Annotated in this window: 23 protein-coding genes, 1 other RNA gene and 1 riboswitch; of the genes, 22 read left to right on the top strand and 2 right to left on the bottom strand. The window is 40.7% G+C overall.

Annotated elements, in window-relative coordinates; translation table 11 throughout:
• The 21 genes from ACW0TQ_RS17290 to carB all read left to right on the top strand — a co-directional run bounded on the left by ACW0TQ_RS17290 (position 1) and on the right by carB (position 21,626).
• Positions 1-615 (top strand): 3'-5' exonuclease, encoded by a 615-nt coding sequence (locus tag ACW0TQ_RS17290; protein WP_455725871.1) that lies wholly within the window; start codon positions 1-3, stop codon positions 613-615.
• 134 nt (positions 616-749) lie between these two features.
• A non-coding RNA gene (ssrS, locus tag ACW0TQ_RS17285) (6S RNA) lies at positions 750-937 on the top strand.
• A 199-nt stretch (positions 938-1,136) separates the two neighbouring features.
• Entirely contained in the window at positions 1,137-1,886 is a 750-nt protein-coding gene (locus ACW0TQ_RS17280) for an SDR family NAD(P)-dependent oxidoreductase (protein ID WP_455725870.1), read from the top strand.
• Between the two features lie 171 nt (positions 1,887-2,057).
• Positions 2,058-2,432 (top strand): VOC family protein, encoded by a 375-nt coding sequence (locus tag ACW0TQ_RS17275; protein ID WP_042533722.1) that lies wholly within the window; start codon positions 2,058-2,060, stop codon positions 2,430-2,432.
• 107 nt (positions 2,433-2,539) lie between these two features.
• A riboswitch (purine riboswitch) is annotated at positions 2,540-2,641 on the top strand.
• A gap of 114 nt (positions 2,642-2,755) precedes the next feature.
• Positions 2,756-3,343 (top strand): xanthine phosphoribosyltransferase, encoded by a 588-nt coding sequence (locus ACW0TQ_RS17270; RefSeq protein ID WP_042533723.1) that lies wholly within the window; start codon positions 2,756-2,758, stop codon positions 3,341-3,343.
• Positions 3,340-4,644: a nucleobase:cation symporter-2 family protein gene (locus ACW0TQ_RS17265; protein WP_455725869.1), complete on the top strand. Its 1,305-nt coding sequence runs from the start codon at positions 3,340-3,342 to the stop codon at positions 4,642-4,644. The genes ACW0TQ_RS17270 and ACW0TQ_RS17265 overlap by 4 nt, the downstream gene beginning before the upstream one ends.
• Positions 4,645-4,902: 258 nt before the next feature.
• Positions 4,903-5,301 carry a hypothetical protein gene (locus ACW0TQ_RS17260; RefSeq protein WP_042533726.1) on the top strand — a complete coding sequence of 133 codons (399 nt, stop codon included), beginning with the start codon at positions 4,903-4,905 and terminating at the stop codon, positions 5,299-5,301.
• Positions 5,301-5,861, top strand: a complete 561-nt coding sequence (locus ACW0TQ_RS17255; RefSeq protein ID WP_042533727.1) for a maltose acetyltransferase domain-containing protein — start codon at positions 5,301-5,303, stop codon at positions 5,859-5,861. The genes ACW0TQ_RS17260 and ACW0TQ_RS17255 overlap by 1 nt, the downstream gene beginning before the upstream one ends.
• Before the next feature lie 53 nt (positions 5,862-5,914).
• Positions 5,915-6,430, top strand: a complete 516-nt coding sequence (locus ACW0TQ_RS17250) for a DNA-deoxyinosine glycosylase (RefSeq protein ID WP_193062028.1) — start codon at positions 5,915-5,917, stop codon at positions 6,428-6,430.
• A gap of 17 nt (positions 6,431-6,447) precedes the next feature.
• Positions 6,448-7,521 (top strand): sensor histidine kinase, encoded by a 1,074-nt coding sequence (locus ACW0TQ_RS17245; protein WP_455725868.1) that lies wholly within the window; start codon positions 6,448-6,450, stop codon positions 7,519-7,521.
• A gap of 28 nt (positions 7,522-7,549) precedes the next feature.
• On the top strand, positions 7,550-8,188 hold the full coding sequence (locus ACW0TQ_RS17240) for a response regulator transcription factor (protein WP_193062030.1): 639 nt from the start codon (positions 7,550-7,552) through the stop codon (positions 8,186-8,188).
• Positions 8,189-8,301: 113 nt separating this feature from the next.
• On the top strand, positions 8,302-9,117 hold the full coding sequence (locus ACW0TQ_RS17235; RefSeq protein ID WP_256706208.1) for a cytochrome c oxidase assembly protein: 816 nt from the start codon (positions 8,302-8,304) through the stop codon (positions 9,115-9,117).
• A 184-nt stretch (positions 9,118-9,301) separates the two neighbouring features.
• Entirely contained in the window at positions 9,302-10,234 is a 933-nt protein-coding gene (locus ACW0TQ_RS17230; protein WP_042533733.1) for an ABC transporter ATP-binding protein, read from the top strand.
• A gap of 12 nt (positions 10,235-10,246) precedes the next feature.
• The gene (locus ACW0TQ_RS17225; RefSeq protein ID WP_256706209.1) at positions 10,247-11,503 is read left to right on the top strand and encodes an ABC transporter permease; all 1,257 of its coding nucleotides are present in this window, start codon (positions 10,247-10,249) and stop codon (positions 11,501-11,503) included.
• Positions 11,500-12,612 (top strand): ABC transporter permease, encoded by a 1,113-nt coding sequence (locus ACW0TQ_RS17220; RefSeq protein WP_193062034.1) that lies wholly within the window; start codon positions 11,500-11,502, stop codon positions 12,610-12,612. The genes ACW0TQ_RS17225 and ACW0TQ_RS17220 overlap by 4 nt, the downstream gene beginning before the upstream one ends.
• A 178-nt stretch (positions 12,613-12,790) precedes the next feature.
• A complete protein-coding gene (locus tag ACW0TQ_RS17215; protein ID WP_455725867.1) occupies positions 12,791-13,759 on the top strand; it encodes an alpha/beta hydrolase in 969 nt (322 codons plus the stop codon).
• A 324-nt stretch (positions 13,760-14,083) separates the two neighbouring features.
• Positions 14,084-15,121, top strand: coding sequence for an N-acetyl-gamma-glutamyl-phosphate reductase (gene argC, locus ACW0TQ_RS17210; RefSeq protein WP_455725866.1), 1,038 nt, complete (start codon positions 14,084-14,086; stop codon positions 15,119-15,121).
• A 36-nt stretch (positions 15,122-15,157) separates the two neighbouring features.
• Positions 15,158-16,378 carry a bifunctional ornithine acetyltransferase/N-acetylglutamate synthase gene (gene argJ / locus ACW0TQ_RS17205; protein WP_455725865.1) on the top strand — a complete coding sequence of 407 codons (1,221 nt, stop codon included), beginning with the start codon at positions 15,158-15,160 and terminating at the stop codon, positions 16,376-16,378.
• A 9-nt stretch (positions 16,379-16,387) separates the two neighbouring features.
• Positions 16,388-17,185: an acetylglutamate kinase gene (gene argB, locus ACW0TQ_RS17200; protein WP_455725864.1), complete on the top strand. Its 798-nt coding sequence runs from the start codon at positions 16,388-16,390 to the stop codon at positions 17,183-17,185.
• Positions 17,178-18,371 (top strand): aspartate aminotransferase family protein, encoded by a 1,194-nt coding sequence (locus ACW0TQ_RS17195; protein WP_455725863.1) that lies wholly within the window; start codon positions 17,178-17,180, stop codon positions 18,369-18,371. Before argB ends, ACW0TQ_RS17195 begins: the two co-directional genes overlap by 8 nt.
• A gap of 3 nt (positions 18,372-18,374) precedes the next feature.
• Complete coding sequence (gene carB, locus ACW0TQ_RS17190; protein WP_455725862.1) at positions 18,375-21,626, top strand: carbamoyl-phosphate synthase (glutamine-hydrolyzing) large subunit; 3,252 nt, start codon at positions 18,375-18,377, stop codon at positions 21,624-21,626.
• A gap of 60 nt (positions 21,627-21,686) precedes the next feature.
• On the opposite strand, the gene ACW0TQ_RS17185 is transcribed toward carB, so the two are convergent.
• Complete coding sequence (locus tag ACW0TQ_RS17185) at positions 21,687-23,693, bottom strand: S9 family peptidase (RefSeq protein WP_455725861.1); 2,007 nt, start codon at positions 23,691-23,693, stop codon at positions 21,687-21,689.
• Positions 23,694-24,017: 324 nt separating this feature from the next.
• On the opposite strand from ACW0TQ_RS17185, the gene ACW0TQ_RS17180 reads away from it, so the two are divergent.
• Positions 24,018-24,449: a hypothetical protein gene (locus ACW0TQ_RS17180; RefSeq protein WP_455725860.1), complete on the top strand. Its 432-nt coding sequence runs from the start codon at positions 24,018-24,020 to the stop codon at positions 24,447-24,449.
• A 218-nt stretch (positions 24,450-24,667) separates the two neighbouring features.
• Here ACW0TQ_RS17180 and dat read toward each other — a convergent pair whose 3' ends face one another.
• Positions 24,668-25,540: a D-amino-acid transaminase gene (dat, locus tag ACW0TQ_RS17175; RefSeq protein WP_339238033.1), complete on the bottom strand. Its 873-nt coding sequence runs from the start codon at positions 25,538-25,540 to the stop codon at positions 24,668-24,670.
• Positions 25,541-25,601 lie beyond the last annotated feature (61 nt).

Below are 25,601 nucleotides of genomic sequence, written 5' to 3'. Positions count from 1 at the left end.
ATGAAGTTTGCAGCAATTGATTTTGAAACAGCCAATGAAAAAAGAAACAGTGCTTGTTCGATAGGAGTCGTCCGATTTGATGAGCAGGAGATTTTGGATGAATATTATTCCTTGATAAACCCGCTTAGCGATTTTCGCAGTATGAATATCCGGATTCACGGCATTAGAGAGGATGATGTGCAGGACGCACCGACTTTCGAAGACCTGTGGCCTGCTCTGTATGAAAAGCTGGAAGGGCATATCATTGTAGCACATAATGCCAGTTTTGACATGAGTGTGCTGCGTCAATCTCTATTAAAATATGATTTAAGACATCCTGATTTTGCTTCTTTATGCACTGTGAAAATCTCGCAGCGTGTATGGCCGCATTTAGAAAATCACCGCTTGCATACAGTAGCAGATTATCACGATATTCCATTAATCCATCACCATGCCCTAGAAGATGCAAAGGCTTCCGCATTCATTTTGATGAAGGCGTTGAAAGCTCAGCAGGATGGGGATGCGGAACACTTTTTAGAAAGATGGCTGGCGTCAAAAGCAAGTAAACGCCGAAGCTATCCCAAAGCAGGCTCTAAAAATAAGACAGGGCGGGGATCAACGAAGCTGTTTTTATAAAAAATAGAGTTTAATTTCACAGCAATTGATATCAGGTAATCAAAAAACGATGGTTACTTTTTAACTGTTTAAAAAGAAAAAATTAGGCTATCCTTATCATTGCTTTTTTTAGAAAAAAGGCGTATGATAAATTCTACAAGCTACATTGTTCGTATCAATAAAAGTTTTAACCTCTAATGTTGGAATAGGGAGTTTTACATCGAAATTGAAATGTCGAGCCGTCATAAAGGAATGGAAGACAGGAAGGTTTCTGCGGACACCCACTTTGCGAAGTGGTGGTTTAAAACTTTTTATTGCATGGTACGGCAAATGTGGCCTGTATACATAATTTATTATCCTATCCCGGAAGCGGCCTCGCTCCCGGGATTTTTTATAATTTTAAATAAGCTCTCTTTCATTAAGGTGAAAGAGAAAATTTGCATTGTCATTAGCGTCAGTTTGGAAAAATGGTTATCTTTTTCCGACTTGGAAACAATACAATTTAATGAATTGAACTGAAGTACAGAAAGGATGTATTGGAAATGACAAGTCGATTTGATGGTAAGGTAGCGATTGTAACAGGCGCAGCAAGCGGGATTGGAGAAGCAACTGCGGTAAAATTTGCTGAACAGGGTGCCAAGGTAGTACTCTCTGATATGTCCGAGAAAGGGAGACAGCTGTCAGATGAACTCAATCATAAGGGACTGAAGACAACTTTTATCCAAACGGATGTGACTAATGAAGTGGATATTCAAAAATTAATACAGGAAACAGTTGCCGCATATGACCGTCTAGACATCGTTTTTGCAAATGCAGGAATCGGGAACAGCACAATCCTGCATGAATTGTCTTTAAAGGATTGGCAGAAGGTAATCGACGTTAATTTAACAGGCGTATTTCTAACGAATAAATATGCGATTAAGCAAATGTTAAAACAAGAAAAGGGCGGCGCCATTGTAAATAACGATTCAATCCATGGCTTTGTCGGCAAAGCCGGGGTCAGCGCCTATGCTGCTGCAAAAGGCGGGGTGAAGCTGCTGACTCAGACAGCTACAGCAGAATATGCAGCAAAAGGAATCCGAATCAATAATGTCAATCCTGGCTATATTGATACGCCATTACTCAAAGATGCGCCAGATGAAGCAAAGCAAGATTTAATAAGACTTCATCCTATTGGAAGACTTGGGAAACCAGAGGAAGTAGCGAATGCCGTTCTATTCTTGGCAAGTGAGGAAGCTTCTTTCATTACAGGGGCAAGCTTGCTGGTTGACGGCGGATATACAAGTGTATAATTTGAATAAAAGTCTCCTGATACAGGGAGATTTTTTTCATTGGGGGGAGATTAGCAGCTTTTATCCAATAAGTAAAACAAATACAAATAGATTCAAAAATACGATTTTTACTTTTCGCCTCATCCTGCTATGCTTGATATAAGCTTTCAATCCAAAGGAGGAAGAGCAAACATGACATTTCAATTAGAAAAATTAGATCATATTCAGCTTTCTGCACCAAAGGGTTCGGAGGAAACAGCGAAAAAGTTCTACCGTGATATTTTAGGGTTTGCAGAAGAAGAAAAACCGGAGTCGCTAAAGGCAAATGGAGGGGTCTGGTTTAACAAGGGAGACATCGCGCTTCATATTGGAATCGAGGAACCATTTTCCCCTATGAAAAAAGCACATCCTGCTTTTAGTGTATCAGGAATCGACGCGTTGCAAACTTATTTAGAAAATGCCGGCTTTCCGACAAAAAGAGACAGTAAACTTCCGAATGCGCGAAGATTCTATATCAAGGACCCGTTTGGAAACAGGCTGGAATTTTTGGAATGGGAGAATAAATAAGAAAGGCATTTTTTAATCGGAATTATTAGAAAGATTTTAATTTTTCCCTTATGCTTGTTTTTGTGATTGTACGTGCTATACTATAGGCATTCTTTATTTTTTAACTCAACCCAAAAATGAATATTTTTCATATAATCGTGGGGATACGGCCTGCAAGTTTCTACCGGTTTACCGTAAATAAACTGACTATGGAAAAGTATTAAAAAGCTTGTATTATGTCTGAAAACAATGCACGCTTGCTTGATTATTCGACAAAAAGCTCGAAAATCTACTTTTTCCATGGTAGATTTTCGGGCTTTTTAATACTTTAGGAGGAATCATTCATGGATTTACTAAAAGAAAAAATTGTAACAGAAGGAAAAGTATTATCAGATAGCGTGTTAAAAGTAGATGCTTTTTTAAATCATCAAGTTGATCCTGTATTAATGCAGGAAATCGGGAAGGAATTCGCGAATCGATTCCGTGACAAAAAGATAACTAAAATTCTTACGTTGGAATCTTCAGGCATTGCTCCTGCGACGATGGCAGGGCTGGAGCTTGGTGTTCCGGTTATATTTGCAAGGAAACGTCAATCGTTGACGTTAACAGATAATCTCTTAACTGCTGAGGTTTATTCATTTACAAAACAGACGACAAGCAAGGTTTCTGTTTCCCATGATTTTATTAAAGAGGGCGACAACCTGCTGGTTATTGATGATTTCCTGGCTAATGGCCAGGCAGCACTTGGGTTAATAGATATTGCAGAGCAGGCAAAGGCGGATGTTGCCGGTATCGGCATCGTCATTGAAAAAGGCTTTCAAGAAGGTGGACAGGCACTTCGTGATAAAGGAATTAAAGTAGAATCGTTGGCTATTATTGACTCCTTAGAAAATAATCAGGTGGCTTTTAAAGAGGAGGCTCTCAGGCAATGAAAATGGCAGCATTAGGTTTCCAGCACCTATTAGCAATGTATGCAGGAGCAATTTTAGTTCCGCTGATTGTCGGGGATGCTCTCGGACTGAGTACAGAGCAATTAACGTACTTGGTAGCAATTGATATTTTAATGTGCGGCGTGGCGACACTGCTGCAAGTATTAAACAGCAAATTTATCGGTATCGGACTTCCGGTTGTCTTAGGGTGTACCTTTACCGCAGTTGCTCCTATGATTGCTATCGGCGGACAGTATGGCATCACGGCGATATACGGTGCGATTATTGTATCCGGGTTATTTGTAGTCGTCGTGAGCGGATTTTTTGGAAAGCTGGTCCGCTTTTTTCCGCCGGTCGTTACCGGTTCCGTTGTAACAATTATCGGAATTACCTTGATTCCTGTAGCCATTAATAATCTGGGCGGCGGAGAAGGAGCAGGAGATTTCGGATCAACTGCGCATATCGCGCTTGGATTTGGAACATTATTATTTATTATTTTAATGTACCGGTTTACAACAGGATTTTTAAAATCCATTTCCATCCTGATTGGTTTAGGTGCAGGAACGATTGCAGCTGCATTTATGGGAAGAGTTGATTTTTCAGCTGTTGCAGAGGCTTCTTATTTCCATATGGTTCATCCATTTTACTTTGGGATACCGACCTTTGAATGGTCGGCAATTATTACAATGATTTTAGTTGCGATGGTGTCACTGGTCGAATCAACAGGTGTTTATTTTGCATTAGGTGATATTACGGATAAAAAATTAAATGAAAAAGATTTATCCAGAGGATATCGTGCAGAAGGATTAGCGATTTTCCTTGGAGGAATCTTTAACGCATTTCAGTACACAGCCTTTTCTCAAAATGTCGGTTTGATGCAGATGACAGGTGTGAAAAAAAGACGTGTCATTGTGATTACCGGAGTGATGCTGGTTGTATTAGGATTTGTCCCTAAGATTGCTGCCGTGACAACGATTATTCCGACCTCTGTGCTGGGCGGAGCGATGTTAGCGATGTTTGGAATGGTTGTTGCACAAGGCATAAAAATGCTTGGTGCTGTAATATCCGAGTCGCCGGAGAATTCCATGATTATTGCTTGTTCAATTGGAATGGGTCTCGGTGTGACAGTCGTGCCGGAATTATTTGATGTACTTCCAAACTCATTGCAAATTTTAACCAGCAACGGCATTGTTGCAGGAAGTGTTACTGCGATTGTATTAAATATAATTTTCAATATGACACCGCGGCGTAAAAAAGAAAAGCAGGTTACTGGAACAAGAGAGCTTGCTGAAGAAGTATCTTAAATAAGCATTAAAACTGTCACTTCGGTGGCAGTTTTTTAATTGTTGTTTCAAAGATTACTGGAATTCAAGACCGGGTTACGCTAAAATCGAAGTATATATTTTCATGTATTTTAAGAATGTATAGAGAATTTAAGGAATAACGTATGTTGGACATGATATGAAGCGTATAAGGGATTCTAAGAAAGTAAAAATATGATTTCAACGCTCCTTTAATGAATGTCAAGTTTTCCTTGAAAAATGGAAGGAGGAGTCATCGGGATGACTGATTTATCAAACGGCACGCTCCTTATCTACGGTCTGGTTATATCAGCTGCATTGATGATTGGTATTATCCAATGGGTGAGAAGACGATTTGAAGTGTTGGCCGTTCTAGCTATTATTTTATCTCTGTTATTACCGCTTGCAGGCTTTCTATATAGCATTAATCGTCCAGAGGGTATGAATGAAATAGCATATATATGGCAGCAGGCCAGAGGAAGAAGCGGTATAGGAGTCTTTCTCTTATTAGGGCATCTGTATATCCTTTTTTGGGTCTTATTTGGTGCAGAATTTAAGCGGCTATATGAGTTTCTGTTCCCCAAAGTAAAAAGAATGATTCAATGGGTTAAAAACCGTGTTCGGAAACAGGACAAAAACAAAATGAAAGAGGAGATGTAATGACAACAGAAAGAGAGAAGATGCAGGCAGGGGAAATATATAATCCGGGAGATAGTGAATTAGTAAAGGACCGGCTGCATGTCAGAAAGATGATGCGTTATTATAACGGGCTGACAGAGGATGATACGGTAAGACGGACAAGCTGTCTGAAAGAAATATTTGGCTCAACAGAGGGATCTCTGTTTATTGAACCTGATTTTCATTGTGATTATGGTTATAACATTCATGTTGGGGAAAATTTTTATGCAAACTTTAACTGTGTTATGTTAGATGTTTGCCCGATACGAATTGGTGACAATTGCATGCTGGCCCCAGGTGTACATATTTATACAGCAACGCATCCAATCAATCCCGTAGAGCGTAACTCCGGAAAAGAATTTGGTAAGGCAGTAACCATAGGTGATAATGTATGGATTGGCGGCGGGGCAATCATTAATCCTGGTGTAACGATTGGAGATAATGCAGTGATTGCTTCAGGCTCTGTCGTAACAAAGGATGTTCCTGCAAACGTTGTTTACGGAGGAAATCCGGCTAAGTTTATTAAAAGTGTAGAATTGTAAAGATGTGTTTGTTAAACAATCTTTTAAAAACAGGGTTCAGGGGGAGGGCTATCATGGATAAGCTTCAATCATTTGCGCCGGTTATCGGTAATCAGCCTAGAGTGCTGATTGTCGGTTCCATGCCAAGTAAAAAGTCATTAAAAGAACAAGAATATTATGGAAATCCCAGAAATCATTTCTGGCCGATTATGTATCATATTTTAAATGAAAGAGCCGCAGATACGTATTCTGAAAAATTACATTTAATGAAAAAGCATCACTTGGCGTTATGGGATACTGTCGGCTATTGCTATCGGCAAGGAAGTCTGGATATGCATATTGAAGAAGAAGAGCCGAATGATATTGCAGGACTTTTAAAGGCATATCCTTCTATTCAGCTGATCGCTTGTAATGGAACAAAAGCATATCAAATGTTCCATAAGTTTATTGCTCCGGCGCTCCAGCAGGAAATCGATGTGATAAAGCTTCCTTCTACAAGCCCTGTTCCCGGAAAATATAATAAAACATTTGAAGAGAAGATAGAAGTCTGGCGTGTAGTTACTACCTATTTAGAGGATATAAGGTCGTAAATCCAGAGGGGGACAGGATGAAACAATTTTGGCTGCAATTTCTGTTTTTTTCAATATTATGGGTTGGATTACTCTTATTTAACAGTACATTTATCCCTTATCATTTCTTTTTATTTGCACTGAGTCTGGCTTTTTTCTTTCTCTTATCGTTTCGAACGAAGAATCTGTATCTTTTCTTAGGCAATACCATCATTATTCTATGCGCCGGTTTCTTTTTCTCGGAAAATGTTTTATTTTCTATCAGTTTAATATGGTTTTTGCTGGTGTTAGCTGCCAGGCAGGTAGAAACACTGGCATATTATACGCTGTCAGCTGCAGCAATAGCAGCGTGTATGTTCTTTTCTTTTTTTTCATCGATTTCCCTTGAATTATTTCTTGGAAGCATTTTTATTTTGACAATAAGCATTCTTCTGCATCAGCAATGGAGTCATAACCAGTATTATAAGCGTTTATACGAGGAGTTGAATGATTCCTACAGGCAGCTGAAACGGCAGCATGTGGATGCGGAGAAAAATGCAAAAACAGAGGAAAGAGCACGTATCGCCAGAGATATGCATGATTCTGTCGGACATCATTTGACTGCATTAATGATGCAGATAGAGATGCTGTCGATTCAATATCCAGAGCTGGAAGTTGAACAGATGAAGGAATTGGCAAACAGAAGTCTGCAGGAAACCAGGGATGCTGTCAAAGCTTTAAAAGTGGAGGAATCGGAAGGTATCGCAACGGTCGTCCAGCTGATTCGGAAGTTAGAAAGTGAAAGTCATTTGAATGTGCATTTCACGATGAAGAACGGGGTTTTATCTGTGCCGATTTCTAATGCTAAAAGTGTTGTTCTTTACCGGGTGATTCAGGAAGGGATTACCAATGCCATGCGTCATGCCAACAGCCGTGAGGTTTTTGTAACTTTAAGTAAATCTGCAGATCAGGCAATCCATTTTGAAATCAGTAATAAAATACATCAAGTAAAAGCATATGAACCAGGATTTGGACTGACAAATATGCAAAGTCGTGTGGAGGAATTCGATGGGAAATTAGAGATTCTTCAGTTACCTGATAAGTTTGTTTTATCAGGAAGGATTCCCAGCTGATATTGATGACGGAAGGAGATGATAATGTATGTTCCACGTGATGCTTGTGGAGGATCAGGAAATCGTACGTCAAGGGCTGCGTATGATCTTGGAGCAGGATGAGCAAATTCGGATAAGCTGTGAAGCAAGTAATGGCATCGAGGCGATGGAAAAGATGAGCGCGCATCGTGTTGACATTGTTTTTATGGACATCCGGATGCCGGATATGAACGGTATTGAGGCGACTAGAAAAATCAAAGAGCGGTGGCCGGATGTGCCTATTCTCATTCTGACGACCTTTAATGACGATGAATATGCACTGAAAGCACTGAATGAAGGAGCAAGCGGTTTTTTGTTGAAAACCTCTGACGGCAAAAAGCTTATTGAAGCAGTTTACAGCGTGATGAAAGGCGGCTTGGTGCTGCATGATGAGGTGACCGCGAAAGTAATGCCGAGATTGTTAAAGCAATCTAAAAAAACAAGCGCTGCAGCAAATATTGAGCTAACAGAAAGGGAAAGAGCAATTATTCAGAAGGTTGGACAGGGAAAAACGAATAAAGAAATCGCTGCTGAATTGTATCTTTCTATAGGAACGATAAAAAATCATATTTCTGTTATTCTGCAAAAGACTGATTTACGTGACCGGACGCAGCTTGCCATTTATGCGGTTACTCATGATATTTCGTAAATGAGGAAGTTTCAAGAACGAATGTCAAGAAATTGTACGAATTCCCTGCTGAAGTCCGCCGTTACATAATTTAAAATAGAAGTAACCTTAAATAAAAGTTTGGTGAAGAAGAGATGATTGCAATATTTTTAGATGAATTTCATTTTTCAACCCTGTGGAATGGCGGAATCTTTTTGTTTTGTGCATTTATGATTGTTTGTTATTTTTTTATGATTCCTTCCAAGGGAAAGAGCGGTATGCTTTATATTATCTCTTTTCTCTTCGGCATGGTTGTCTTATTTTTGTCTGTGGGAAGTCCATTAAATATTATTGGCAGGCTGACCCTGCAGGCACATATGTATCAAATTGTCGGTTTACTTTTTGTTGCGGCTCCCTTGCTTGTTATTGGATGGAGGCCAAAATCGTGGATCAGTGAAAAAATCAGCTGGATACAAAGCGCACTTGCTTATTTCCGGAAGCCTGCAGTAGCTATTACCCTGCTGACGGTCTTTTTTTACGGTTATCATCTGCCATTTATGTTTGATATTGCCCGTATAGAGCTGTACTGGAATCATTTCTTTATGATGTGTCTGTTTTTGGCTGCATTGAATTTCTGGGCTGCATTTTTCTATTATTGGCTGAATAATCGTGTCAGATGGTATGCAACGGCCGTTCAAATATCTGCATTCTTACCCTATTGCTTTTATGGTCTTTTAGCAGGTTCAGGCATTTATCAAACCTACAAGGATCCGGCTGTTTTTCTAGAGTCCTTACGCGTATGTATTCCGGTCGATTTGCAAATGCCGGATGAATTCTATATTGGTTTTCTGCCTTTTGACCCGGTTTATGAGCAGCAGATGGGAATTTTGATTTTTCTGTTCAGCATCGCACTCGTATTCGTTATTACGCTGGTTTGGTCTCAAAGGCAATTTAAAAATGAAAAAGGATGAATTACTTAATGACAGCAGAGCTGAAAATCAGTTCTGCTGTTTTTGTGTTAAGCAAGGAAAGAAGAAGTGTTGGATGAAAAAATGACTGGAGTCACTTTTTTTCCATCCGATTAGTGACGGAGGAAAGTGTTGCTTTGCTCGGGAAGACGATAAAATATAAGTAGATTTGACAGGAGGGGCTAACATGCTGGAATTAGTTGATATTTCAAAGCATTTTAAAAAAATAGAAGCAGTAAAGGCATTAAATATGTTTATTGAACAGGGAGAAATCGTCGGTCTGCTCGGTCCGAACGGAGCTGGTAAATCAACGGCTATTTCTATCCTTTCTACATTGATTGAGCCGACACAGGGAGACGTCCGGTTTTTGAAAAAGTCTGTCATTAAAAAGCCATCTCCATTACGGAAAGCCATTGGGGTTGTACCGCAGGAAATCGCACTTTATCCGCAGTTATCGGCGGAAGAAAACCTGCTTTTCTTTGGAAGAATTTATCGTTTGAAGGGCTCAACTTTAAAACAGCGGGTGAATGAGATTTTAGAGCAAATTGGTTTAACAGAGAAGCGAAAAGCGCTGGTAGAGTCTTTTTCCGGAGGGATGAAAAGACGGTTGAATATTGGGGTAGCTATGCTCCACAGCCCTCAAATTTTAATTATGGATGAACCGACTGTCGGCATCGACCCGCAATCCAGAAGCTATATTTTGGAGACTGTCAAACGTTTGAACAAAGAAAATCAAATGACGGTCGTCTATACAAGTCATTACATGGAAGAAGTAGATTATCTGTGTGACCGTATTTATATTATGGATCAGGGGAATTTAATTGCTTCTGGGACGAAGGAGGAAATCAAGCAGATTCTTTCTTCCGAAAATACGATTTCAATCCAGGCTGACCATTGGAGTGAAGCATTTATTGCCCGTTTGAAGGACCATGAATCGGTGACAAATGTGCATGTGGAAGAAAAAGAGATTACATTAATTACGCCAAAGGAAGTCAATTTGTTTTCTGAAATTATTTCGATGACGGATAAATATGATATTTCTTTACGCTCGCTGCATGTGAAGTCCCCAACGCTGGAGGATGTATTCCTGCACTTAACCGGAAGAGCATTACGTGATTAGAGGAGGATTGCTATGATATTTCAACTAGTTAAAAAACAATTGCTCCTGCTATGGCGTAATCCTGTCCAGATTTTTTTACTTCTGGGGTTGCCGATTATCCTTATTCTTATTTTAAGCTTTGCATTGGCAGGGTTTATGGAAAGCGGCAGTCCAAAGCTTGAATTAAAAGTAGCCTGGCTGGAGCATGAAGATGAAGCGGATCAGGTCGAGCGATTTATCAATGAAATGGAAGCAATTGGTGCGCCGGCAGAGGCGTTTGGTGACAGCGAAGACCTGCATATGATTACGATGCTCCGGGAGGATATTTTTCAAGGGGAAGATTTGCAGGAAATGATTGAATTAGAGGTTATACAGGAAGACGAAAAAGCAGATGTGCTGGCGGATGATTCCTTTTCCGGTTTAATCGAAGTACCAGAAAATTTCACCTATGATATGCTGCAGGCTATCTCAGGGCAGGACACTGCCAAACCAGATTTAACGCTGCATGTCAATCAGGAGGATGGAATCTATTCATCTGTCTTATCACAAATTTTGGAGCAATTTGATGAGAATCTGACTACGCAGGCCTTTCTGCAGCAAAATGATTTGGATGTAGATATGAATGAAATGCAGGCTGCCTCAAACGTTGGCGAGCAGACACAGATTGAACAGCTGGATCCGATTTCCTCTCGTGATTATTATACGGTTGCCATGGCAGTTTTTACCGGGTTATATGTTGCTTCTACCATTGGTTTCTTTGCAACCAGGGAAAGGCAGGATCAGGTGTTTGACCGTATTATTGTCGGTGATATGCCGAGATGGATGTACTTCTTCAGTATCCTAATTTCTGGTATGATCATTGCCTTTATTCAGCTATTGATTATTTTTGGTTTTTCTTATGTTGTTTTCCAAGTCACATTTCAGGATGTGCTGGCATTTTTGTTAACTACCTTTTCCTATGCTGTTGCAGTAGGTGGAATCACCGTACTATTAACGGCTATCAGCTATCGTTTTAAATCAGATGCGATTGTTGGCTTTTTCTCAGGGGTTGTTACTTCTATTTTGGCATTTATCGGAGGGAGCTTTTTCCCGATTGGAGAATTATCGGAAATGATTCAGCGTATCGGTAATATGACACCGAACGGCTCTGGATTAAGTGCTTATATTCAGTTACTCCAGGGAAGCGGCATAGAGGAAATTTCGAATTATCTTATTTACATGATTGGTTTTGGTGCTCTGATGATTATAGTTGCTGCGATAAGCTTTCCAAAAAGGGGGTCCACACGATGAAAGGCATATTATTAGCACGGATAAGGGAGTTTATTCGTAATCCATTTACTTTTCTCCTTTTTACAGGAATGTCGATTGTCTTTGCCTGGGTTATTTCTTCTTTAAATGTAGGGGAAGGAGGCGGTGGAATTCCAGTTCCTGTCTATGTGGAAGATGGAGCAAGTGATTACCAGCAATCTCTGGAGGAGCAGGAAGCCTTTCGTTTTTATGAAGTTGATAAAGAAGCATTGCAAGAAGAGTTAAGGGAAGGGGATGCAGATACGGGCGTTATCTTATCTGTGGATCGTTTTGATATTTTAGTAGGAGTAGAATCTCCGAATGCAGGTCTGATCCAACAGACGGTCCAGGAAGTATATACAACAGATATGCAAGAGGCATTAATCCGGGAGGCAGCAGACGCAGAAGGAATGGAAGCCGATCAAGTCGTTTCATCCTACCAGGAAGCTGCCTCGGAAGGTACATTTGATTTGTCGGTACACAGCTTTTCAGGAGAGGAATCCTGGCAATATGATGATAATGTACATCGTGTGGGCGGCTTTGCATTATTTTTCGCTATTTATACCATCGCGTATGGGGTAGTCAAAATCCTGACAGAAAAAAGAATGGGTGTCTGGGACCGGATGATTTTATCGCCAATTAAGAAATCAGAAATGTATATTGCGAACCTGTTTTACAGTTTTATAGAAGGCTATCTGCAAATTATAATTATTTTTAGTTTCTTCTATTTCTGGCGGGGAATTACCTTTAATGATCGAATGATTGAAATTTTACTGATGCTGATTCCATATGCTTTAGCTATTGTTGCTATGTCTATTTTGATTACAGCACTTGTTAAAAATGTGGAGCAGTTTAATGCAGCGATCAGTATTATTACAGTAAGTTTAGCCATGATTGGCGGCGCATTTTGGCCGTTAGAAATTGTCAGCAATCCTGTCCTGTTGTTTTTAGCGAATTTGAATCCAATCAAATATGGTTTAGATATTATTCAGGGAGCAGCAGTTTACGGCTATTCCTTTACAGAGCTCCTGCAGCCGATCAGTATTTTAACATTGATGACGGTCTTATTTACCGGACTAGGCATTCATTTAATGGAAAGACGACATATTTAATCAGACAGCATGTGTAAAACGTATAAGGCTTTGTGCGCTGGCAAAGCCTTATACGTTTATTTGTGTATGTACGATTAAATAAATTTCCTGACAATCTCCCATAACTTGGATTATATACTTTAGGGAATTTCTAGTATAATAGGTAGTTAGAATGTTAGATAGAAAAGAGGGTCAGGGTGTGAAGAAAAAGAAGAAATGGATTTGGATTATTTCAGGAGTTGTGCTGATACTCCTTATTATAAATTTTGCTGCTGCGATTTTCTTTTATAACCTCGCCATTGAAAGGAATGTAAAGGATTTTCTAAACGATAATGATGACCTGGAAGTGGAAGCAGAAACACTGGATATTTTATTAGAAGGTGATTGGCGGGACTGGTCGGATGAACAGCCGTTTGAAACTTGGCATCAGACTTCCTATGATAATCTTGATTTACAAGGATATTATCTGGAAGCAGAACACCCTACGAATAAAGTGGTTATCTTTGCCCATGGCTATTTGGGCCGCGGAAAAGATATGGCTTTATACGGACAGCATTATTATGAGGATTTAGGATACAACATTTTTACAGCGGATATGCGCGGACATGGAGAGAGTGAAGGAGATTATATCGGCTTTGGCTGGCACGACCGTTTAGATTTGCTAGATTGGATTGATAAAGTAATGGAACGTGTCGGAGAGGATGCTGAAATCGTGCTGCACGGTGTTTCTATGGGTGGTTCCTCTGTTTTAATGGCGAGCGGGGAGGAATTGCCGCCAAATGTGAAAGCTGTTGTCGCAGATGCTTCCTATACAGATGTCAATGAATTATTCTCTTACCAAATTGACCGGATGTTCCATTTGCCTTCCTTTCCGTTTATCCCGTCTACCAGTCTCGTAACACAGCTGCGCGCCGGTTACGGGCTAAAGGAAGCCTCTGCTTTAGATCAAGTTGCAAAAGCGGAAGTTCCGATTTTATATATTCATGGAAAAGAAGATGTCTTTGTGCCGACTGAGATGACAGAGGAGCTCTATGAAAATACCAAAAGTGAAAAGGAGCTTCTGCTTGTGGATGAGGCGAGCCACGGGGAGTCCTTTGTGAAAGATGAGGAATTATATAAGGAAACATTGGATGATTTTCTGGAACGGTTTGTGCGGGAAGTTGAATGAGGATGCAGGAGGACTGCATAAATTTTTTCTGTTAGAAACAAGAGAAAATAACAGGAATCTGAGTTGAGATACTACGAAACTTGATTTAAGGATGCTTCAAAAACTCCGATATACAAAGGTTTGGATACCATTTATATAAGATGTGTGATAAGAAAAAGACATTGATCATAAAGCCTGGTCAGTGTCTTTTTTTATTCATATATTATACAAGTAAACAATTAATTTGAAGAAATTTAATTAATATTTATAAATTCCCTTGCATAAACATACATAAAAATTTATAATAATGAATAATTCATTTTTCAGACAAGGGAGAGAGTATTTTTGAAGAAAGCAGCAATTATTGGCGGAACCGGGTATGGGGCGATCGAGCTTATCCGGCTTCTCCAATCACATAAAGAAATTGAGATTACTAAAATTATATCACAATCGCAGGCAGGCGAGGAGTTATCAGCTACTTATCCGCATTTATCCGGTATTATTACGAAAGAGATGGAAGCATTAAATACAGAAAAGCTAGAAAAAGAGATTGATATTTTATTCTTAGCAGCCCCAGCTGGTGTCGCTAAAAATATTATTCCTTCTTTCCAGAATACTTCTGTTCAATGTATCGATTTATCTGGCGACTTCCGGCTTACGTCAGAGGAATATAAGGAATGGTACGGAAAAGAGCCTGCTTCTGCTGATGTGCTGGAGAGAGCAGTATTTGGACTCAGCGATATTTTTACAGAGGAAATCAAATCAGCGTCGATTATTTCTAACCCGGGCTGTTTCCCGACTGCTGCTTTATCCGCATTAATCCCGCTTATTGATGGGAATAAAATTCAGACAGAAGGTATTCGCATCGATGCGAAAACAGGGATTTCCGGAGCTGGAAAAGGTTTAAGTGAAAAAACACATTTCTCTTCAGCAAATGAAAATGTTGTTCCATATAAAATTGGTCAGCATCAGCATATCCCGGAGATTGAACGTTATGCATCCCAATTTGCAGATAAGGATGTAAAGGTTTCCTTTACAACGTATTTGATTCCAATGACAAGAGGGCTGTTATGCACGATATATGCGGATCTGAAAAGCCAGGAAACCACCGCCTCCATTTTAGACTATCTACAGGAATACTATCAGGAGAAATCCTTTGTCCGTATTTTGCCAGAAGGTCATTTTCCGGCAACAAAAGGGGTAACGGGCAGTAATTACTGTGATATTGGAGCGTATGTAGACGAGCGGACAAACAGCATTGTGATAGCGTCGGCGATTGATAATTTAGTAAAAGGAGCGGCTGGCCAGGCAATTCATAATGCTAATCTGATGAACGGATGGGATGAGACAATGGGATTGGAGTTTATTCCAGTATTTCCATAATCTAAAAGGGAACAACTTTGAGGAGGAAAATCATAGGTGGAACATACATTATCGAAGTCATTTAAAATTTTAGAAAATGCACATATTGATCAGCCTAAAGGATTTACTGCAGGAGGCATACACGCAGGGCTGCGGAAATCTAAGCGTGATTTCGGCTGGCTTTATTCCGATGTACCAGCAAATGCCGCGGGAGTGTATACGCAGAATACATTTCAGGCAGCCCCGCTGGATGTAACACAGCAGGCACTAAAGCATTCCGGCCAGCTGCAGGCAGTCGTTGTCAATTCTGCTAATGCCAATTCGTATACAGGTGAACAAGGCTATCAGGATGCGTTAGAAATGCAGCAGCTTACAGCCGAAAAAATAGGAATTGACTCTTCCTTAGTGGCTGTTGCCTCCACGGGAGTCATTGGTGAGATGCTTCCAATGGATGTTATTAAAGGAGCCATTGCTCGTATTGGGGAGAGTGAAGCAGCTGTTGATTTTGAACATGCCATTTTAACAACGGATACGAAAACGAAGCATATTGCTGTCGAGGTTGAAATAGATGGAAAAGTCATCACCATTGCCGGCGCTGCGAAAGGGTCGGGTATGATTCACCCGAATATGGCAACCATGCTTTCCTTTATTACAACCGATGCAAACGTAGAAACGGAAAGTCTCCAGCAGGGATTAAGACAAATAACCGATCAGTCCTTTAATCGTATTACAGTGGACGGGGACAGCAGTACGAATGATATGGTACTTATCTTAGCAAACGGAATGCAGAATAATGAAACACTTCATCCACAGCATCCGGAATGGCATCAATTTATGGAAGCGTGGCAATTCGTCAGCCGGGAGCTTGCAAAAATGATAGCTAAGGACGGAGAGGGAGCAACCAAGCTGGTTGAAGTAAGTTTAGAAGGAGCTAGATCGGAGCAGGAAGCGGCGCAGATGGCGAAAGCAGTGATTGGCTCCAGTCTGGTAAAAACAGCAATTTATGGTGAAGATGCCAACTGGGGGAGAATCATCAGTGCTCTAGGTGCAAGCGGCGTAGCATTTGATAAACAGGGGCTATCGCTTGCGATTGGATCAGAGCAGATTATTAAGGAAGGGCAGCTGCTTGCCTTCCATGAACCGAATTGTGTAGAGGAATTGGTTAAAGATACGGTTCACCTTTTTATCGGGTTAACAGACGGCGTGGAGAAAGCAACTGTCTGGGGCTGTGATTTAACCTATGATTACGTACAGATCAACGCATCCTATCGAACGTGAGGTGTTCTAATGACAAAAGTAGTATTTAAAGTAGGCGGAAGTATTTTGCAGGAGCTGCCAAAGGCTTTTTATGAGCTGTTAATCGAGCTGAAAGAAAAAAAGATTTGTGAACCTGTTATTGTTCACGGCGGCGGTCCGGAAATCAATCAGGCGCTGGAGCAGATGAATATTGAAAGTACATTTGTCGATGGGCTTCGGGTTACTACGGAAGAAGTGTTAGAAGTTGCGCAAATGGTAATGAGCGGAACCATTAATAAACGGATTGTCAGTTCCTTTCAAAATCAAAATGGAAAAGCAATTGGTCTTAGCGGCGTAGACGGCAACCTGCTGCAGGCAAAACAAATTCAAAATGGGAAGCTTGGTTTTGTCGGAGAGGTTATCAAGGTGGAAACGTCCTGGATTGACATGATTCTGGATGCAGGCGGTATTCCTGTTATTTCCCCGATTGCAACAGGCGAGGGAGAAACCCGTTTCAATATTAACGGCGATACAGCGGCTGGTGCAGTAGCAGAGGCATTAGGCTGTAAACTTGTTCTGATCAGTAATATTCCGGGTGTGATGGAAACAATCGACCAAAAAGAAGTAATCCACCACCATTTAACCAAAAAAGATGTTGAAGCATTGATTGATTCCGGCGTCATTTATGGCGGCATGATTCCCAAGGTGCGTTCGGCGTTGGCAAGCTTGCAGGGCGGCGTAGAGGAATCGGTTATTTTAAATGGATTAGAACCAAATGATATTTTGAAATATTTAGACGGAGAAAAAGTAGGGACGATTTTAAGTGAAAAGGAGTTTGAGCATGTCTAATACAATGACAACATCAGCATTAATGAAAAATTATCAGCGTTTGCCGCTTACTATTGTAAAAGGAAAAGGAAGCTATGTATGGGATGACCAGGGTGTGAAACACCTGGACTATACATCCGGGATTGCAACATGCAGTTTAGGCCATGTGCCGGATTATGTACAGGGAAAGTTATCCGAGCAATTAGAGAACTTATGGCATGTTTCTAATTTGTATCAGATTCCCCAGCAGGAAGCATTGGCAGAAAAGTTAGTTTCGTTAAGCTGCTTTGATCAGGCCTTCTTCTGTAACAGCGGTGCTGAAGCAAATGAAGCAGCAATCAAATTGGCTAAAAAATATGCAAAGGACCAGCAGAAGCCGGAAAGAACAGAGATTGTTACTTTTTCAAACTCCTTTCACGGAAGAACCGGTTATACGATGGCTGCAACTGCACAGCCTAAAATCCATAAAGGCTTTACCCCATTAACACCTGGTTTTACTTATTTGCCGTTTAATCAGCCGGAAGCGCTGGAGCAAATAGACACTGATAAAACAGCGGGCGTCTTACTGGAGCTGGTCCAGGGAGAAGGCGGCGTTCATCCGGCGGACGCAGAATGGGTAAAAGCACTGTATGACTATTGTAAGCAGGCAGACATTCTGTTTATGGTCGATGAAATCCAGACTGGGGTCGGCAGGACGGGTACTTTGTTTGCCTATGAACAGTACGATATTGAGCCGGATGCTATCACTTTGGCTAAAGGATTAGGCTCTGGTTTTCCGATTGGAGCATTATTAGCAAAAAACAAAGCTGCGGACAGTTTTTCACCAGGAACCCATGGCAGCACCTTTGGGGGAAATCCGCTGGCGGCAACAGCTGGGCTGGCTACATTAGAGCAAATTGCAGACCCTGCTTTTTTACAAGATTTACAGGAAAAATGCACCCTGTTAGTTGAAGGGTTAATGAAGATTGCTGAAACCAATTCACTTATTAAAGGGGTAAGAGGAAAAGGATTTCTTATCGGGCTGGAAGTTGAAAATAAAGCAGGGGTCTGGGTGGAGAAATTAAGAGAAAAACAGGTTCTTGTATTAACAGCAGGAGAGCATGTCGTGCGTATTTTGCCTCCATTAACAACAGAGAAAGAAGAGTTATTCACTTTTATCGGAGTGATAACAGCTATTGCAGCAGACATAGAGGAGAAGGGAGAATAAGATATGCCAATACATCCAGGGATGAAGAAAGTACTTGTTTTAGGATCGGGGCCGATTGTTATCGGGCAGGCGGCAGAGTTTGATTATGCCGGGACGCAAGCCTGTCTTGCTTTAAAGGAAGAGGGGCTGGAGGTTGTGCTTATCAATAACAACCCTGCGACCATTATGACAGATGAAACCATCGCCGACCAAGTCTATTTAGAACCGTTAGAAGTAGAGGTTGTCGAAAAAATCATTGAAAAGGAAAAGCCGGATGGTTTAATTGGCACCTTGGGCGGACAGACAGGGTTAAATCTATCCTTAGAGCTTCATGAGAAAGGGATTCTGAAGAAACACGATGTAACCCTGCTCGGAACCTCCATTGCTTCCATACAAAAGGGAGAGGACAGAGAAAAATTCAGAGATTTAATGATTTCCATCAAGGAGCCCATTTCTGAATCACAAATTGTGACAAATATAGAGGATGGCCTGGCGTTTGCAGAGAAGATAGGCTATCCGGTTATTCTCCGTCCAGCTTATACTCTTGGCGGAGAAGGCGGAGGATTTGCAAATAATAAGGAAGAATTTTGCGAGCTGCTGGCAAAGGGGCTTCATCTAAGCCCGATTACGCAGGTGCTTGTTGAGCGCAGCATTAAAGGCTGGAAAGAGATGGAGTATGAAGTGATGCGCGATGAGAATGACGCCTGTCAAATTATTTGTGACATGGAAAATGTCGACGCTGTCGGTGTGCATACCGGCGATTCCATTGTAGTCGCTCCTGCTCAGACATTAACTGCTGAACAAAGTAAAATCCTGCGTGACGCATCGATAAAAATAATTCGTGCGCTGGAAGTGGTGGGTGGCTGTAACATTCAATTTGCCTTCCATCCGGAAACAAATGAATATTGTATTATCGAGGTAAATCCCCGCGTCAGCCGTTCTTCTGCGCTGGCTTCTAAAGCAACAGGCTATCCGATTGCCAGAGTGGCAGCAAAATGTGCAGTCGGCTATCATTTGGATGAACTAGTTGATCCGGTCAGCGGAGCGACCTATCTTCATTTTACACCGGATTTGGATTATACCGTTGTAAAAATCCCGCGTTTTCCATTTGATAAATTTTCCGAAGCAGATCGTACGCTTGGAACACAAATGAAAGCAACAGGAGAAGTCATGTCCTTAGATAAAACCTTCGAAGGCGCATTAAATAAAGCGGTCCGCTCTCTGGAAATGAATGTTCAATCCTTGCGGTGGCCATCCTTTGCAGAAAAGTCGGATGAAGCATTAATGGCGTTGCTTGAAGAGCCGAATGATTTACGTCTTTTCGCTATCGGTGAAGCCTTATGGCGTCAATTCACTGTAGATGAGATTGCAAAACGGACACTGATTCAGCCTTATTTCCTGGAGAAAATAGCAGCTATCATCCAATTGGAAAAGGAATTGGCAGCAACCGGCTGGGGAAATATAACGGAAGAGAAAATCTTGCAGGCAAAGCAGTATAGTATCAGTGATGTCCAATTAGCAAAGCTCCTCCATATTGAACCGGCTGTACTCCGTGAATTTTATAAAAATCATGGATTGTCACCTAATTATCGTTTTGTTGATACATGCCCGGGAACGTCGGGGAAACATTCTACCTATTTTTATTCAACCTGGTCAGGTTCCAATCAAGTGCAGACCGTATCGAATAAGAAAAAAGCGCTGGTTATCGGTTCTGGTCCTATCCGTATCGGGCAGGGAGTTGAATTTGACTATTGCTCTGTGCATGCTGTGCAGGCACTGCAAAAAGCCGGGTATGAGGCAATTATGATCAATAATAACCCGGAAACAGTGAGCACGGACTATACAGTAGCTGATCGCCTTTATTTTGAACCATTGGCTCTGGAGGATGTACTACGTGTCATGGAAAAAGAGAATATTCAAGACGTCCTCGTCCAATTTGGCGGACAGACAGCTATTAACCTTATGAATCAGTTAAAAGAAGCCGGTGTTTCTGTTTTAGGAACAGCGCCTGAAAATATGGATAAAATGGAAGACAGAGAGCAATTTTATACCTTCTTAGAGCAATTAGATATTGCTCACATCCATGGGGAAATTGTCCATAGTGTGGAGGAAGCGAAGGAAGCGGCTCATCAGCTCGGATATCCTGTTCTGATTCGTCCATCTTATGTGATTGGCGGTCAGTCGATGTTTGTCTGTTACAATAAAGAAGAATTACTCAGCAATGTACAAAGAGTACAGGTAGATACCTACGATCAATGCTGGCCATTATTAATGGATTCGTATATGCCTGGACTGGAATGTGAAGTCGATGTCGTGAGTGACGGCGAAAATGTGATTATTCCAGGAATCTTTGAACATATCGAAAAAGCAGGGGTGCATTCAGGAGACAGCACGAGCGTATTCCCGGCGATAACACTGACGGAACAGCAAAAGAAGCAAATCTATCAAATCTCTAAAAAGATTGCCAGAGAGCTTCCGATTATCGGGATGATGAATATCCAGTTTGTTCTTTACCAAGAAGAAGTGTATGTTCTGGAAGTAAATCCTAGATCCTCCCGCACAGTTCCGGCAGTCAGCAAGGTAACAGGGATTCCGCTGGTTGCTTTAGCTGTCAATGCACATTTAGGGGAGTCTTTGCAGGATTTTATGAAAGAATTCACTTCTTACCAGGAGCCGGAATATTATACGGTGAAAGCACCTGTCTTTTCTAAAAATAAATTAAAAGGTGTTGACCATATTTTAGGCCCGGAAATGAAATCAACCGGGGAAGCTATCGGGATGGATGTGACATTGGAAAAAGCAATTCGTAAGGCGGTGTTTCCTTCTCAGCACAAGCTGCATGATACAAAAAAATGGTTTGTATCGATAAGTGACCATCATAAGAAAGAAAGCATCCCGTTTATTCAGGAAATTGCCGGAAACACAGAAATAATCGCTACACAGGGAACGAGTGCTTATCTGGAGAAAAACCATATTCCTTCCGCAGCAGTAGATCGGGAATTAGCTAATCTCAAAAAGCTGTTTTTACAGGACCCGCCTGCTTATGTGATTAATGTGCCAAGCGTCGGCAGAGATAAAGAACGATTTGGCTTTCAGTTAAGAGAGCTTTGTACGCAGCTTAATATCCCGTATTTTACCAGTCTGGAAACGGCAAAGCTTGTTTGGCAAAACCAGCACTTGAAGAATGAAGATATTCAATCTTTACAGACGTATTTACAGACATTGCGAACGCAGAAGGATCAACACGAGCCAAAAATTGGCAGTGTATCATCATAGGATAATTAAAAATAGAGGCTGACAAAAATTGTCGCCTCTATTTTTAAAATGTATGTGGTTTTAAAGATATTTATCAAACCAGCGGCAGATATTTTCCAGCCGGGCAGCCCGAAGTGATGGATCGCCGCTTCGGCTTAATTCATGAGTAGCATTCGGGAAACGGACGAATTCCACTTCTTTATTTAAATGCTTTAATGTGATAAATAATTGTTCCCCTTGCTCAATCGGGCAGCGATAATCCTTTTCGCCGTGCAGTATAAGAAGCGGTGTCTCCACGTTTTCTGCATATTTCAACGGAGATATATCCCACAGTCCGGTTGGATCCTCTAATAAATTCACGCCGTGCTCCCACTTGGTAAAGAAGAAGCCGATATCACTGACTCCATAAAAGCTTAACCAATTGGAAATGGACCTTTGTGTCACGGCTGCTTTGAAACGGTTCGTATGACCGACAATCCAGTTCGTCATAAACCCGCCGTAGCTTCCGCCAGTCACGCCTAAGCGGTTTTCATCAATAAAGGAATACTGTTCTAAGCAATAATCGACCGCCTCCATCAGATCGCGATAATCTCCTTTGCCATAGTTCTCCCGCACCCCGTTAACAAATTCCTGTCCATATCCATGACTGCCGCGTGGATTGGTATAAAGGACAACATACCCTTTCGCTGCAAGCAGCTGGAGTTCATGGAAGAAGGTTTGCCCATACATAGCATGCGGACCGCCGTGCACCTCCAAAACAAATGGATACTTCTTTCCCTCCTGGAATCCGTAAGGGCGAAGCAGCCAGCCTTGAATTTTTAAGCCATCGCTTGATGTATAGGAGATTTCTTCTGGTTCGCATAAAGCTGCTTCATGAATAAAAGCTTTATTTACATCTGTCAGCTGCTTTAAGGTATTATCTGCATCCAGCTTATAAAAATTACAAGGATCTTTTGGTTTGCTGATTCCTAAAATAAAGCTGTCTGTCTCTGGATGATAAGAAAAGCCGAATACGTGATTATCATCGCTGTAACGTGTTTTTAAATTTCCTTCTAAATCTGTTTCATATAGATTGACAGCTCCAGCATCTGATCCAAGAAAATAAATGGATGCATTGTCATGTGACCAGACAGGACCAGTTTCTGAGCTGCCAAGACGCGTATCGCCAACCATGGTATCACCAGGCTGAATGCTCCAATCTCCAGAAAGCAATTTTCTTTCTTTGTTTTCTACATCGTACAGAAACAGCTTAATGAGCGTTGCGCCTGCATATTCAAACTCATGCCCGCAAGCAATAATTTTTTTACTGTCTCTGGAGAATCTGGCGTCAGAATAGCTGCCTTTACTGTTTGTTAATTTCGTTATTTCCTTTGACTGCAGATCCAGTAAATACAAATCAGAAATCAGGGAGGTATCCGCATCTTCCTCGAAATTAGCCGCAAAGATAAGGTGTTCGCCGTTCGGGGCAAGGTCAACCAAATGATGATCTGCCTCTTTGGTTGTGAGCTGATGAAATTTGTCTGCGTTTATATCATATTTGATGATTTGTACAGTGGATTGGTCATGGAAGCCTCTGGCATCCGACTTGTACTTTAAACGGTCGACAATAAGCGGTTTTGTTTGTGCTTCCTTTTGTTTTGCCTCTTTTTCTTCGTTGCTTAACTCTTTTAAGGCAGCAATATCATCATCTTTTTCCAGAAAGGAGCAGAATATAATCGACTTTCCATCGTTTGACCAGATAGGGGAGAAGACGCCGTTTGGAAAAGTAGTGATCTGTTTTGCTTCCCCGCCGTCCAAAGCCATTAGCCAAATCTGTGAAGCTCCGCTGCGGTTGGAAAGGAAGAAGGCTTTATCCTTATTCGGGCAAACACGGAACGTATGATTACGATGATTATCTGCAGTCCATTGCTTGTGAGAATCATCTTTCAAGTTATGTACATAAATCTGTGATTTATATTCTTTATCTTCATTCACAGAGGTGATGACATAACTATATTTATTTTTTGAAATAAACTCTGGTTCACTAAGAACCTTAATATTCTGAAAATCGGTTGTGGTAACGGGTCTTTTTTCTGTTGATGCAGACATGTAATTCCTCCTCAATTTTAAATGAATTTCGTTCTATATAATTTTAGTTTAAACTATTTCGGAATTCGAATCAATAAGGATTAACTGTACAGATTTGGTTAGCTATAGAGCTTATTTGTATATTTTTTAAATGTATATCAAGTAAAATATGGTAAAATAAAGAATCAATAGAGTGACACGAAAATGATTCGGAGGTTATGATGTTGGGTACACAGGAAGTTTATTTATACGTTTCAAAAGGGAAGAGTTTTTTAGCTCTTATTCTTTCTCTTACTTATTTTATATTGGGAATGGCGATATGTATCTATTCTTTTAAGGAAGGGAATGCTGACAAAGGATATGCTTATTATCAAACATCCATTAAAACGTGCGATTTTTATTCAATGGCAGGATATTAAAAGGTATCAAATATATAAACATCAACTTACCAGTTCGATAGAAATTTATTTAGCGGATAAAGAAGAATATAAAGCATTTCGAAAACGTTTATTTGCAGGAAAGCTATTAGCCAAGCGTTTACAAGTAGACGAGATTCCTCATATTGTAAAAGTAAATTTTTTATTAAGTCTAACCAAACGGAAGGATAGAGCAAAACTGCTGAAGGAACTGGACAGACGTGCGTTCGGATCAGTAACAGATGAGCGTATGTTTGAAATAGCAGAGCATAGACAGCGGTTTGGAGTAACGGCATCAGATACGGTACCGTCGAAGATGCTTTCTTATCAAGTGGAAAAAGAAGCAATGAAAGTAGAATAACCTAGTCAAATAAAACGGAAATCCTTCTTGAAAATTATAGCAGTCAGCCTAATAATAACGATTGTTATCTCCTTTCTTTTATATCAAATAATCGGGAAATAATTTTTCCAGTGAGTCCATGCCGGAAATGATTATTGGGTTTATTTTGTAAAAAGACTTGATATACATATTTTCTATATAAAAACAGCCGCCTTTAAAAAAGAGACGACTGTTTCTTATTACACATTTTTAATTAACTTATCAGTAATTTTAGCATCCTGCTCATACGCTCTTTGCAGGGTACGGGTAATTTTTCCGGGTTCACCATTTCCGACAACTACATTGTCGAGCTGGATAACAGGCAGTACCTCTGATGTACTGCTGGATAAAAACATTTCATCTGCATGCTGGATATCTTCAATTTGGAAAGCTTCTTCAATCAGCGGAATATTTTCAGCTTTTAAAAAGCGCTCCACGGCCATCCGTACACATCCATGCAAAATATTATTAGTAGCTGGATGCGTGTATACTTTTCCGTCTTTTACGAGATAGATATTGGAAGAGCTGCATTCTGTTACCACGCCATCTCGATGCAGAATGGCTTCATAGCAATTATTTTCTTTTGCTGTCTGCTTTGCTAAAACATTTGGCAGCAGATTTAAGCTTTTGATATAACAGTTTTCCCAACGGACATCACGCTGCGAGATGGTCTTTACGCCGTTCTCCAGAATCTTTTCATTTCTGGGCAGATCCTGGAGGTAAGCATAGATATTAGGTGTGACTTCATATGGAAAGGCATGATCCCGGGGAGCAGAGCCACGTGTGATTTGCATATACACCTTTCCATCATCTTTCATATTATTTTTTTCCATTAATTGATGTAATAGGTCTGTCATCTTTTCTTTATGATAAGGGATTTTGATTTTAATGGCTTCGGCAGAACGGTACAGGCGATCCACATGTTCTTTCAAGAGATAGTACTCTCCTTTATAAATCCGAATCACTTCATAAACGCCATCGCCAAACTGTAATCCTCTTTCTTCAAATGGGTAGCTGAGACTATCCTTATCCACAAATTCCGATTGGGTAAGAATGGTTGAATATACTGACATTTTAAAATTCTCCTCTCCGTGAAGCATAATAATAGTTTATTACGCGACCAGACGAATGTAA

The sequence above is a fragment of the Oceanobacillus sp. M60 genome, from assembly GCF_053839645.1.
This window is presented reverse-complemented; position numbering and strand designations above follow the sequence as displayed.